7 protein-coding genes are annotated in these 12,382 nt (G+C 62.6%); 2 read left to right on the plus strand and 5 right to left on the minus strand.

The window, feature by feature from the left end; genetic code table 11:
• The first annotated feature begins 46 nt into the window (after positions 1-46).
• Positions 47-2,128, plus strand: a complete 2,082-nt coding sequence (locus LNV06_RS20055) for a prolyl oligopeptidase family serine peptidase (protein ID WP_263540060.1) — start codon at positions 47-49, stop codon at positions 2,126-2,128.
• Between the two features lie 31 nt (positions 2,129-2,159).
• Here the strand turns inward: LNV06_RS20055 and LNV06_RS20060 are convergent, their stop codons facing one another.
• The 5 genes from LNV06_RS20060 to LNV06_RS20080 are packed head-to-tail and all read right to left on the minus strand — an operon-like array spanning position 2,160 to position 9,501.
• The gene (locus LNV06_RS20060; RefSeq protein WP_263540061.1) at positions 2,160-4,622 is read right to left on the minus strand and encodes a glycoside hydrolase family 13 protein; all 2,463 of its coding nucleotides are present in this window, start codon (positions 4,620-4,622) and stop codon (positions 2,160-2,162) included.
• A 2-nt stretch (positions 4,623-4,624) separates the two neighbouring features.
• Positions 4,625-5,515: a maltose ABC transporter permease MalG gene (gene malG, locus LNV06_RS20065; protein WP_263540062.1), complete on the minus strand. Its 891-nt coding sequence runs from the start codon at positions 5,513-5,515 to the stop codon at positions 4,625-4,627.
• 20 nt (positions 5,516-5,535) lie between these two features.
• Positions 5,536-7,188 (minus strand): maltose ABC transporter permease MalF, encoded by a 1,653-nt coding sequence (gene malF / locus LNV06_RS20070; protein WP_263540063.1) that lies wholly within the window; start codon positions 7,186-7,188, stop codon positions 5,536-5,538.
• A gap of 19 nt (positions 7,189-7,207) precedes the next feature.
• Positions 7,208-8,401 carry a maltose/maltodextrin ABC transporter substrate-binding protein MalE gene (gene malE, locus LNV06_RS20075; protein ID WP_263540064.1) on the minus strand — a complete coding sequence of 398 codons (1,194 nt, stop codon included), beginning with the start codon at positions 8,399-8,401 and terminating at the stop codon, positions 7,208-7,210.
• Positions 8,398-9,501: an ABC transporter ATP-binding protein gene (locus LNV06_RS20080; RefSeq protein ID WP_263540065.1), complete on the minus strand. Its 1,104-nt coding sequence runs from the start codon at positions 9,499-9,501 to the stop codon at positions 8,398-8,400. Before LNV06_RS20080 ends, malE begins: the two co-directional genes overlap by 4 nt.
• Positions 9,502-9,866: 365 nt before the next feature.
• Here LNV06_RS20080 and LNV06_RS20085 point away from each other — a divergent pair, with 365 nt between their 5' ends.
• Positions 9,867-12,377: a glycogen/starch/alpha-glucan phosphorylase gene (locus LNV06_RS20085; protein ID WP_263540066.1), complete on the plus strand. Its 2,511-nt coding sequence runs from the start codon at positions 9,867-9,869 to the stop codon at positions 12,375-12,377.
• Positions 12,378-12,382: the final 5 nt, after the last annotated feature.

Consider the following 12,382-nt stretch of genomic DNA (forward strand, 5'->3'; position numbering starts at 1 on the left):
TGGGGCGGCGGCCAATCATTACAACGACAAGTGGAGGATGGACAAAATGACTAACAAGAAAAATGCACGGCGTTCACAAGGCTTGAGTCGGCGCAGCGTTTTGGGCCTGAGTTTGCAGGCAGCCTTGCCGCTGCTCGGCGCAGCCCAAGTGCAGAACGCGCTGGCGGCGGACGCTGCTGCCCCAACACAGCCGGGCAAGCTGGACGGCAAGGTGGACGGCAAAATCAGCGCCGAGAGTTTTTTCCGCGCCCCTCAAATGACCGGCGCAGCGCTGTCGCCCGATGGCAAACGCCTGGCCATGCGCACACTCGGCCCCCATGGCCGCATGATGCTGACCGTCTTGACGCTGGAGAGCATGAGCCCGCAGGTGGTCTACAGCTCTGAAGCGGCGGACTTGAACAACTTCGTCTGGGTCAATAACGAGCGGCTGGCTTTTGACCTGACGGATCGCGAAACGCCCGCCGGCAAGATCGATGCCGCGCCGGGCCTGTTTGCGGTCAACCATGACGGCTCGTCCTTCAAGCAATTGGTGGAGCGCCAGCGGGTCTGGGCCCGCAATGGCAATGACACCCAAAGCCTTGCCCCTTGGAACACCTTCTTGCTGAATGGCGAAACGCAGCGCCAGGGAGACACGGTGCTGGCCGTTCGACCTGAGAGTTATGACGAAAAAGGCGTGGGCTTCATCAAACTCTTGCGCCTGAACACTCGCAACGGTCGCAGCGAAGAGATCGAAGGGCCGCTGCACACGGAGGGCTGGTGGGCCGATCCGCAGGGCAATCTGCGTGTGGCCCAGACCCGCGAGGGCGCGAAGGGTGCGATTCGTTGGCGCGATCCGGCCAGCGGGGCCTGGCGGGTTTTGGCCGAGTACGACGCCTTCACCGGCGGTGATTTGGGCGTCAGCCATGTCGGCAGCGACGGCAAGCTCTACGTGACCGCCCGCCGCGGCCGCGACAAGCAAGCGATGTGGTTGCTCGACCCGAGTTCCGGGGTTTGGTCGAGCGAGCCCTTGGCGGAGTCGCCACAGTTCGATGTGGACGCTCAGGTGATTGCCCGCCAGGACAAGGTTTTGGGCCTGCGCTTTCGCATCGACGCTGAAGTGACGCAATGGCTGGACGGAGAGATGCGCGGCTTGCAAGCGCAGGTCGACAAGGTGCTGCCGCGTACCGTTAATCGCTTGAGCGTGCCTTGGCAAGGGGCTTCGCCCTGGGTCTTGGTCGAGGCTTTTGCCGACATTCAGCCCACGCTCTATTTTCTGTTCAACCGCGAGACCAAGAAGTTCACCCGGCTCGGCGCTGAGCGCCCCGACATCGTGGCCAAGAACCAGGCGGGCAGCGATATGGTGCGCTTCAAGGCGCGCGACGGGCTGGAGATCCCGGCTTGGCTGACGCTGCCGCCGGGCCTGGATGCGGCATCCGCCAAGCATTTGCCCTTGCTGGTCTTGGTGCATGGCGGCCCCTTTGTGCGCGGCCCCGGCTGGCACTGGGATGCCGAGGTTCAGCTCTTGGCGGCGCGCGGTTATGCCGTCTTGCAGCCGCAGTTCCGTGGCACGGTGGGCTTTGGCCTGGCGCATTACCAAGCCGGCTGGCGGCAGTGGGGCAAGGCCATGCAGACCGATCTGGCCGATGCGGCGAACTGGGCCGTCGCCCAAGGCTTGGCCGACCCCAAACGCATGGCGATTGCCGGCGCCAGTTACGGCGGCTATGCAGCCCTGATGGGGCTTGTGCGCAACCCGGAGCTGTTCCGCTGCGCGATCTCTTGGGTGGGCTTGACCGATCTGGATCTGTTCGCCAGCAATTACTGGGACGACATCTCGCCCATCGTCAAGACGCAGGGCCTGGCCAAGGTGCTGGGGGACCGTGTGCAAGACGCGGCCGACCTGAAGGCCAACTCACCCTTGACGCATGCTGCGGCCATCAAGCAGCCGGTGCTGCTGGCCTATGGCAGCGCCGACCGGCGTGTGCCTCTGGTGCATGGCGAAAGCTTCAGCAAAGCCATGAAGGCGGCCAACTCACAGGTGGAGTACGTCGTCTATCAAGACGAGGGCCATGGTTGGCGGGTGCCGGCCAATCAGCTGGACTTCTGGAACCGCAGCCTGCGCTTCCTTGACCGACATCTGGCCAAGCCCTGAGTCTTGAGCCTGAGGTCCGCTAGCTCGGGCCTCAGTCGCTGATCAAAACCCGCCCACCCAGGGGTGGCACTTTGATTTGCAGCAGGCCCGGCGCGCCCAGTGATTTGAGCTTCTTGCCGGTCTGCGCGTCTTGCCAGCGCAGCCGCTGCAAGCCGCTCAAATGCGGTGCTAGCTTCACGGCCAGGGTCTGGCTGCTGTCGCTATTGTTCAGCGCCGTCAGCGCCCAGCGCTTGCCGTCTTTGCGCAGCAGCACGATCACATGCTCGTCCAGATGCAGCGGTGCTTCGATGGAGCCATGGCGCAGCACCCGGTGCTTATGGCGCATCTGCGTCATGGCCTGCACATCTTTGAGCAAGACCTGATCGGGCTTGCCGCCCTGGTCTACCCAAGGGTAGGGCGCCCGGTTGTAGGGGTCTTCGCCGCCGGCCACACCGACTTCATCGCCGTAATAGATGGACGGTGAGCCGGGGAAGATCATCTGAAACAGAATCGCCAGGCGCAGGCGCTGTTTGGCGAGGGTCAGGTCTTGCCCTTGAACTTGGCTTTCGTCCTGATAGCCCAAGGCATGCAGGGCGCGCGCCTGGTCATGCGAAGACAGCAGATTCATCAGCGCATAAAAAGCCTGCGGCGGGTAGGCCTCGCGCATCAGCTCGATATTGGCGTAGAGCTTGCGGGCGTCGCCACCGGCGGCGTAGTCCAGCACCGTGTTGCGGAAGATGTAGTTCATGGTCGAGTCAAAGCTGTCGCCCAGGAAATACTTGCTGGCATCAAACCAGGTCTCGGCAATCGTCAGCGCGTCGGGCTTGTGGGCCTTGATGGCGGCGCGCCATTCGCGCCAGAAGTCGTCCGGCACCCAGGGCGCCACATCCATGCGCCAGCCGGCAGCGCCTCGGTCCAGCCAGAGCTTCATCACCGAGTCCGGCGCTTCAAAAGCAAAGTGGCGAAAGGACGGCGAGCTCTTGTCGATCTCGGGCAGGTCCTTCACCCCCACCCAGCCTTGGTACTGGTCCTCAGGCTTGGCCTGGCTGGGGTCCAGCTTGAACCAGCTGGCATAGGCGGAGGCGGGGTTCAGCTGCCCATCGTCAAAAGCGCCACCGGCTGGGTAGTTGCCAAAGCGGTTGAAGTAGGGCGAGTCGCTGCCCACATGGTTCAGCGAGGTGTCCGGAATGACGCGAATGCCGCGCTTGGCGGCCTCTTGGGTCAAGCGGACAAAGTCTTCATTGCGGCCAAAAGCGGGGTCGATCTCTTTGTAGTCGGCGGTGTCGTATTTGTGATTGCTGGCGGCGCGGAAGACCGGCGTCATGTAGAGGGTGTTGGCACCGAGTTGCTGGATGTAGTCGAGCTTCTCGATGATGCCGGCCAGGTCGCCGCCGTAGAAGTCGTTGTTGTAGACCTCGTCGGAACCGTCTGAGGTGCCAGGCTTCCAGGGTTTGTCCAGCCAGTTGCGGTGGAACTCCACATCGTGGTTTTGATAGTGGTCGCGGCCGGGGCGCGGGTCATTGTCCGGGTCGCCATTGCGAAAGCGATCGGGGAAGATGGCGTAGTAGACCGCGTCCTTGGCCCAGGTTGGCACCTTGAAGTCGGCGGCGTAAACGGTCTGTCGGAAGCGGCGGATTTTTTTCTCCGCCTGAGGCGTGGGTTCAGGCTTGGGCTCAATTTCTCCTGGCCCCATGCTGCCTTTTTCACGCGTCCAGAACACCGCATCGCGGTTGTTGTGCAGCACCAAGGTCTGGCCCTTGATCTGCAACTCGAAGTGGTAGCCGTAGATGGCGGGCGAGTCAAAGCGGTGGCTGGCGCTCCAGCGCTCGGCCTTGCCTTCTTTGGCGCGGCTCATGGGCAGGCGCGCCAGCTCGGTGTAGCTCAGTACCTCTTGATTGCCCTCGAGGCGACGCTTGGCGATGACCAGCGTGGCCGTCTCCACGCCGGGCAGGGCACTGAAGGAAAAACGCAGCGGCGTGTTCGGAGTGACCGCGCCAAAAGGGCTTTTGTCTGTGAGTTGGCGCGAGTCGAAGCGCACGCTCAAGGCGACCGGATCGCTGATCTGTGGCGCGCTCGCCCGCTTCGGGATTTCGCCGGTATAGGGTTTGATGCTCAGCTGGGGCGCGCCTGCGTCTGGCAACTGCAATAGCACTTGGCTCAGGCCGCCAAAGCGCTCGCTCAAGGCGCCGCCCTTGAGGATCAAGGCTGTGGCACTGCCGCCAAAGTCGGCATCCGGTGACCAGTCTTCATCGGCGATCTTGAAGCTTTGCTCGCCACTGATCTTGGCGTACAACTCATAACGGTCACACACATAGACGAAGCGATGCTCGTCGGTGGCGCTCCAGTTGTTGAAGGTTCCGCGCAAAAACAGCTCGCGGCTGCCGAGCGGGCTGGGCTTGCAATCGGCGGGTTCTGCGTGTGCCGCGCCCAAGCCGCTCAAGCCATTCAAACCACTCAAACCATTCAATAGCAAGGCCGCAGCCAGCAGAGGCTTCAAGTTCGCCGAGCGCTTCATGCTCAACCCTTCACACCGCCAGCCGTCAGGCCCGAGACGATCCAGCGCTGCGCCAGCAAAAACACCAGGGTGATGGGCAGGCCGGAGAGCACCGCTGCGGCGGCAAAGTCGCCCCACAAAAAGCGCTGGTCGTGCAAGAAGTATTTGGAGCCCACGGCCAGGGTCAGATTGCCTTCTTCGCGCAGCAGCACCGAGGCCACCGGGTACTCGATGATGGTGCCGATAAAGGCCAGCACAAAGACCACCATCAGAATCGGCACGGCCATGGGCAGCAGCACCCGGCGGAAGGCTTGCCAATGGCTCGCGCCATCGACCTTGGCGCATTCTTCAATCTCGACCGGAATGGTCTCGAAGTAGCCCTTGATGGTCCAGATATGCGTGGCCACGCCGCCCAAGTACGCCAGCACCAGGCCGCCATGGGTCTCGATGCCGAGTGCCGGAATGAAGTTGCCAATCGTCTCAAAGATGGCGTAGATGGCCACCAGGGCCAAGACCGGCGGGAACATTTGCAACAGCAACATGCTGTTGAGAATGGGCGTCTTGAAGCGGAACCTCAGGCGAGCAAAGCCATAGGCCGCGGTGGTGGATATTGCCACGATCAAAAAGGCCGAAATGGTGGCGACCTTGATCGAGTTCCACAGCCAGGTCAGCACCGGGAAGGGCGGCTGGACCAAGCTGCCATCGGCCGCTTGGTAGGGAATGCCAAGGGCCAGCTGCCAATGCTCCAGGCTGATTTGCGTGGGGATGATGCTGCCGGTGGCAAAGTTGCCGGGTCGCAGCGAGATGCTGATGATGGCCAGCAGCGGGAACAGCGTCAGCGCCAAAAACACCCACATCAGCGCATGCGCCGCCCAGATTCGCCAACGGGCTTGTTTGCCTCGAACGATTGCCATGGTGTTCTCTCGGTCCTCAATCAGTTGGACTGCGCTTTTTTCATCAAGCGCAGATTGATCAGCGACATGGCCGCGACCAGGAAGAAGATCAGCGTCGAGATCGCCGCCGCCAAGCCGAAGTCCGAGCCCGAATCTTTGAAGGCGATGCGGTAGGTGTAGGACACCAGGATGTCGGTCTGCCCCGCGGGGATCTTGGTGCTCAGGTAGTCGGGCCGGCCATCGGTCAGTAGCGCGATCAAGACAAAGTTATTGAAGTTGAAGGCAAAGGCGCTGACCAAGAGCGGCGCCAGCGGCTTGATGATCAAGGGCGCGGTGATCTTGAAGAAATTCGTCAGCGGTCCAGCGCCGGCAATCGCGGAGGCTTCGTACAGATCGGCTGGAATCGACTTCAAGAGGCCGGCGCACAAAATCATGATGTAGGGGTAGCCCAGCCAAACGTTGACGATCAGCAGCATCACCTTGGCCAGCAGCGGGTCGGCAAACCAAGCCGGTTTGACGCCAAAGAGCGCATCCAAGATGGCATTGATCTCGCCGAAGTTCTGGTTGAACAAGCCCTTGAAGACCAGGATGGAAATAAAGCCAGGCACCGCATAAGGCAAGAACAAAAGCGTGCGGTAGGTGGTGCGGAACTTCAGGTCCTCCCAGTTCAGCATCACCGCCAGCAGCATGCCTACCGCGGTGGCAATCGCCACCGTCAGCGCCGAGAACATCACCGTCCAGCTGAAGATGGACAAGAAGGGGCCGCGGAACTCGGCGTCCATCACCATGCGGCGGTAGTTCTCCCAGCCCACCGTCACCTTGAAGCCGGGCTGTTGCACCTCGCCGGTGGCGCTCTCGAAGTAGCCGGTTTTCAGATTGGGGCTGAAGACGGTTTGATCGCTCAAGCGCGTCAGGCTACCGTCGGCTTGAGCCTGCCAGTGGCGTGTGATGGGGCCGAACTCGCGCAGGCCCAAATAACGCAGCTCGCGCTCAGCCGCGCGGCGCCCCTCTTCGGGCGGCAGTTGCAGCTTCAATCGCATCAAGGCCTCGCGGTGTTGAATCAGCTCGCGCAAGGACAGGGCGCTTTGCAGCGGGGCGGCAAAGCTTTGATTGGGCGATTGATTGGCCTGCGTGGCGCTGAGCATCTCAACGGAGAGCTCAGTCCTGGAGGGCTTCAGGGCCAGTGGCGGCGAGATCCAGTTGGGCGCGCCGTCCTCGCTGCGCAGCACTAAGCGGAACTCCGGGCCATCGGCATGCAAGGTGAAGGGCTGGATCTGCGCTTGCACCGCCTCATGCTGGTCCAGCAAGTACTCGCGCACCCGCTCTTGGCTCAGCAAATGAGCCGAGGAATAGTTGGTGAAGCCGATCTGCGCGGTGTAGATCAGCGGAAAGGCGATGAAGACCAACATGCCCGCAATGCCGGGGAAGAGGTAGCGGTAGGCAAAACCGGCATTGCTGACATAAACGTAAAACGCAGCGGACAGCAAGGCCAGCACGCCCATGGCCCAGGCGGCTTGGCCGGCCGTGTAGATCATGAAGACCAGGTAGAGCGAGGCCAGCATGGCCAGGCCGGTCAGCGGCCAGCGCAGCTGGCGGGCGATGCGCTCCAGCGGCGTGGCGGGCAGTTTGCTGTAGGCGCTCAGCGCGCCCAAGGACTCCGCGGAGCCCAAAGTGGGTGAATGGCTTGCACTCATGAGTTTGGCTTCTTCATCGTCACTTGTTCAGCAGCATGCGGGCGGCGGCGCCGTCCAGTGCGTCTTTGGGGCTTTGCAAGCCATTGGTGATGGCTTCCAGGGCCGCGTCCATGGCGGTCCAGAAGCGCCCCACCTCGGGGATGTTGGGGATGGCTTCGCCGAGGCGGGCGTTCTCCATGCTGGCGCGAATCAAGGGGTTGACCGACAGCTCGGCGTAGAAGGCCTTGTTGGCGGGCACGCCGATGGGCACATCGGCGTCCAGCACCTTCAAGGCTTCAGGGCGCATCAAATGGTTCTCGATGAACTCACGGGCGATGTCTTTCTGCTGGCTGGGGGCGGCGATCATGCAGCCGAGCACGCCAACAAAAGGCTTGGAGGGCTTGCCGGCGAGCACCGCCGGAATCGGCGCCACGCCGAAGTCGATCTTGGCCTTTTTGGCGTTCTCCCAGGCCCAGGGGCCAGAGATCATCATCGCCACCTCGCCCTTGGCGAAGCCGCTTTCCATTTCGGCATAGCGGGCGCCCTTGGGCATATGGCCGCCTTGCAACAGCCGGGCAATCATCTCGGCACCGGCCAGGGCGCCGGCATTGTTGACACCCACTTGGCTGGCATCGAACTCGCCCTTGGCATCGCGGCCAAAGATCTGCCCGCCGGCGCCGGCCAAGATCGACCAGCTGAAAAAGCTCTTGTTGTAGTCCCACAAAACCGCGTGCTTGCGGCCGCCGGACTCGGCCTGCAGCTTTTTGTCCAGGGCGATCAGCTCTTCAAAGCTGGCCGGGGGCTTGGGCACCAGGGCTTTGTTGTAAATCAGGCCGGTGGTTTCGATGGCGATGGGGTAGCCCCAGAGCTTGCCCTGGTAGGCAAAGGCCTTCCAGGCGGTGTCTTCCACTTCGGCATAGAGCTTTTTGCTGGGGCGCAGCGGCGTCAGCAGGCCGGACTTGGCCCATTCACCGACCCGGTCATGCGGCCAGCAAAAAATGTCAGGCCCCTTGCCGGCGCCGGCGGCCTGCTGGAACTTGTCGGTGGCGTCCACCGGGTGTTCGACCACGACCTTGACGCCGGAGGCTTGCTCAAAGGCGTTGCCCACCTTTTGCAAGCCGTTGTAGGCCTTGTCGCCATTGATCCAAACCAAGAGTTTGTGCGGTGTGGCGGCGTGGGCGGCCAAGCTAGCGCCCAGGCCCAGCAGCAGGGCCCCAAGTCGTGTGGGCCTCATGCCGGCACCCCGGCCAGGCGAGTGAAGGCCAGGCCTGCCGCATCAAAGACATAGCAGGCTTCGGGCGGCATGCTCAGGCGAATGTCTTGGCCGGCCTTGATGCGGGTGCGGCCGTCAAACTCGCAGGTGAGGGCATCTTCCACGCCAGGGTAGGCGCAGTAAGCATGGGTGGCGCTGCCGAGTGACTCGACAAAGGTCACCGTGCACTGAATCGGGTTGAGCTCGCCGCCGACGACAAAGTGCTCAGGCCGCAGGCCCAGGGTGACTTTGTCGCCGGGCTTGCCGCGCGCGGCGTTGACGGCAGCGCGCACCACCGCGCCACTGGCCAGACGCAGGCTGGCGCCTTCGGCGCTGGCTTCCACCAACTCGGCCTGCAAGAAGTTCATCTTGGGCGAGCCGATGAAGCCGGCCACAAAGAGATTGACCGGGTGCTCGTACAGCTCCAGCGGCGTGCCCACCTGTTCGATCTTGCCGGCCGACAAGACCACGATGCGGTCCGCCAGCGTCATCGCCTCCACTTGATCATGGGTGACGTAGACCATGGTGGTCTTCAAGTCTTCATGCAGCTTGGCGAACTCATAGCGCATGCGCACCCGCAGCGCCGCGTCCAAGTTGGAGAGCGGCTCATCGAACAAAAAGACCTCGGGCTTGCGCACGATGGCGCGGCCAATCGCTACGCGTTGGCGTTGGCCGCCGGACAGATCTTTGGGCTTGCGGTCCAAGAGATGCTCGATGTGCAAGATCTTGGCCGCGCTCTTCACCGCGGCATCAATCTCGGCCGGCGGCACCTTGGCCAGCTTCAGGCCAAAAGCCATGTTGTCGTACAGATTCATATGCGGGTAGAGCGCATAACTCTGAAACACCATGGCAATGCCGCGCTCGGCCGGCGGCACCTCATTGACCAAGCGGCCGCCGATGCGCAGCTCGCCGCCGGTGATTTCTTCCAGGCCGGCAATGGTGCGCAAGAGGGTGGACTTGCCACAGCCCGAGGGGCCGACAAAAACCATGAACTCGCCGTCGCGGATTTCAAGGTCGATCCTGTGCAGGATCTTGACGTCGCCATAGGCCTTGGCCACGCCGCTCAGCTGAACATCTGCCACATCGGTCTCCGTGTGAAGGCGCACAAAGTGCTGCGACTTCTTTTGTTTGTCTATTGGTGTGCGGTGATTCTGATGGAGGCGCCGCAAGCCCAGCGCGGGCTTGTGACGCCTTATTTGTAGGCAATATACCGTTGAAAATGTAGTTCAACAACAGCGTTAACACCCAAGTTGTGGCTTGAAAAGCCCAAAAGACATGGGTGAAGCAAAAATTCAGGGCTTTCCATATGTAGTCAAACTACACAAATCGCAAAGACTGGGCGATACTTTGCATCAAGCGACAGACCACGCGTCGCAAGCAGACCTACTTGGCCTTTTGCGGCCACCCGACCATGTTCAATGTCTTTGCAAAAAAACCAGCCACGGCCATGAATCAAGCTTCTCGCTCCGCTCCGGATTCTTCAGCCTCTCATCAAGCCCTGCTGGCCCAGTTTGAGTTGGCCTACCAGCGCGAGTTGGCGCAAGCGGCTCAGCCGCAGGCTGGCACATCCGCGACCTTGGCTCTGCGTGCAGCCGCCACGGCCGCGCGCTCGCTGCTGGCCGAACGCTGGGCGCAAACCCAGGCCGAAGATGCGGCGCGTGGCAGCGCGCATCCGGTGCGTCGGGTGCACTACCTGTCGATGGAGTTCTTGATGGGCCGCGCGCTGTCCAATGCTTTGGCGGCGCTGGGTCTGGAGGCGGATTTGAGCCGCGTCTTGGCGGGCCAGGGCCAAAGCCTGGGTCAGGTGCTGGAGCGTGAGCCCGATGCAGCGCTGGGCAATGGCGGTCTGGGTCGCTTGGCTGCTTGCTTCTTGGATTCATTCGCGGAGCTGGGCTTGCCGTCTTTTGGCTATGGCCTGCGCTACCAATACGGCATGTTTGCTCAGGCGATCCAAGATGGGCGCCAGGTCGAGGCGCCCGATGACTGGATGCGCCACGGCGCGCCGTGGGAAGTGCCGCGCGCTGAAGTGCGCTACGCCGTGGGCTTTGGTGGTCGGGTGCAGGTGGACGAGGGTGGCCAGCGCCGCTGGTTGCCCAGCGAAATGCTGGAAGCGCAAGCCTTTGACTTCATCGTGCCTGCGCATCACAGCCCGCGCGTCTCGACCCTGCGCCAATGGCATGCCAGCGCGGCCCAGCCGATTGACTTCAAGGCCTTCTGCCAAGGCGACTATGCCGGCGCCGCCCGCCACCGCGTGGCTGCCGATGCGCTGAACTGGGTTTTGTACCCCGATGACAGCAGCGACGCCGGCCGCGAGTTGCGCCTGAAGCAAGAAGCCTTCTTGGTCAGCGCCTCGCTGCAAGACGTGATTGCGCGCCATCTGCGCGAGGCCGGCAGTCTGCAAGGCCTGGGCCTGGCCAATGCCATCCATTTGAACGACACCCATCCGGCCTTGGCGCCGGCCGAGTTGATGCGCTTGCTGATGGACGAGCAGGGCCTGGGCTGGGATGAGGCCTGGGCCATCACCCGCCAAGCGGTGTCTTACACCAATCACACGCTGATGCCCGAGGCGCTGGAAACCTGGCCGGTGCGCATGTTCGAGGCCTTGCTGCCGCGTCACCTGGAAATCATTTACGAGATCAACAGCCGTTTCCTGGCCGAGGTGCGCGCCAAGTTCCCGGGCGACGATGCGCTGCTCTCGCGCGTGTCCTTGATCGATGAGGGTCAGCAGCATGGTGGCGAGCGCCGCGTGCGCATGGCGGCCTTGTCCATCGTGGCCTCGCACCGCGTCAACGGCGTGGCCGCGCTGCACTCCGCGCTGATGGTGCAAACCATTTTTGCGGACTACGCCGCCATCTTCCCGGACCGTTTCCATAACGTCACCAATGGTGTGACGCCGCGCCGCTGGCTGGCTCAGGCCAATCCGCAGCTGGCCAGTCTCTTGGATGCACGCATTGGCCAGGGTTGGCGCCAGGATCTGGCCGAGCTGCGCCACTTGACGCCGGCGGCCTCGGACGCCGCCTTCCAGCAGCAGTTCAGCGCCGTCAAGCGCGCCAACAAGCAGCGCCTGGCCGACTTGATTCGCCGCGAGTTGGGGCTACAGGTGAATGTGGACAGCCTCTTTGATGTGCAGATCAAGCGCATCCACGAATACAAGCGCCAGCTGCTCAACATCCTGCATGTGGTGGCGCGCTACCAGGCCATCGTGGCCAATCCGGAGGGCGTGGACGGCAAGCCCTGGGTGCCGCGCACCGTCATCATCGCGGGCAAGGCGGCCTCGGCCTATGTCACGGCCAAGTCCATCATTCAGCTGGCCCATGATGTGGCGCGTGTGGTCAATAGCGACCCGCGTGTGGGTGACAAGCTCAAGCTGGTCTATCTGCCGAATTACGGCGTCTCGCTGGCCGAGGTGATCATTCCGGCGGCCGATTTGTCGGAGCAGATCTCCACCGCCGGCACCGAGGCCTCCGGCACCGGCAATATGAAGTTCGCCCTCAACGGCGCGCTGACCATAGGCACCTGGGACGGCGCCAATATCGAGATGGCCGAGGCCATGGGTGTGGAGAATATGTTCGTCTTCGGCCTGCGCACCGAGGTCGTCGCGCAGATCAAGGCGCTGGGCTACGACCCGCGCCTGTATGCGGAGCAAAACGCGCAGCTGCAGCGCGTGATTCAAAGCATTGCCGAGGGTGAGTTTTCCTCCGGTGATGCGCAGCGTTATCGCGCGCTGACCGAGATGCTCTTGAACCGCGACGCCTACCTGCTGATGGCCGACTTTGCCGCCTATGTGGACAAGCAAGCCGAGGTGGATGCGCTCTATCGCCAGCCCGATGCCTGGCTGCAACGCGCGGTTTTGAATGTGGCCGGCATGGGCGACTTCTCCAGTGACCGCACCATCGCCGAGTATGTCGAGCGCGTCTGGTCCGTGAAGAGCTTGGGCCTGAATCTGCCGCGCGCCTGAACCCC

Origin of the sequence: Paucibacter sp. Y2R2-4, assembly GCF_025717535.1 — a bacterium.
GTDB lineage: Bacteria > Pseudomonadota > Gammaproteobacteria > Burkholderiales > Burkholderiaceae_C > Paucibacter_A.

Bases quoted from the DNA above. Each gene is read 5' to 3' on its own strand.
- malG (WP_263540062.1), bottom strand. From the start codon at position 5,515: ATGGCAATCGTTCGAGGCAAACAAGCCCGTTGGCGAATCTGGGCGGCG.
- LNV06_RS20060 (WP_263540061.1), bottom strand. From the start codon at position 4,622: ATGAAGCGCTCGGCGAACTTGAAGCCTCTGCTGGCTGCGGCCTTGCTA.
- malF (WP_263540063.1), bottom strand. From the start codon at position 7,188: ATGAGTGCAAGCCATTCACCCACTTTGGGCTCCGCGGAGTCCTTGGGC.
- malE (WP_263540064.1), bottom strand. From the start codon at position 8,401: ATGAGGCCCACACGACTTGGGGCCCTGCTGCTGGGCCTGGGCGCTAGC.
- LNV06_RS20055 (WP_263540060.1), top strand. From the start codon at position 47: ATGACTAACAAGAAAAATGCACGGCGTTCACAAGGCTTGAGTCGGCGC.
- LNV06_RS20085 (WP_263540066.1), top strand. From the start codon at position 9,867: ATGAATCAAGCTTCTCGCTCCGCTCCGGATTCTTCAGCCTCTCATCAA.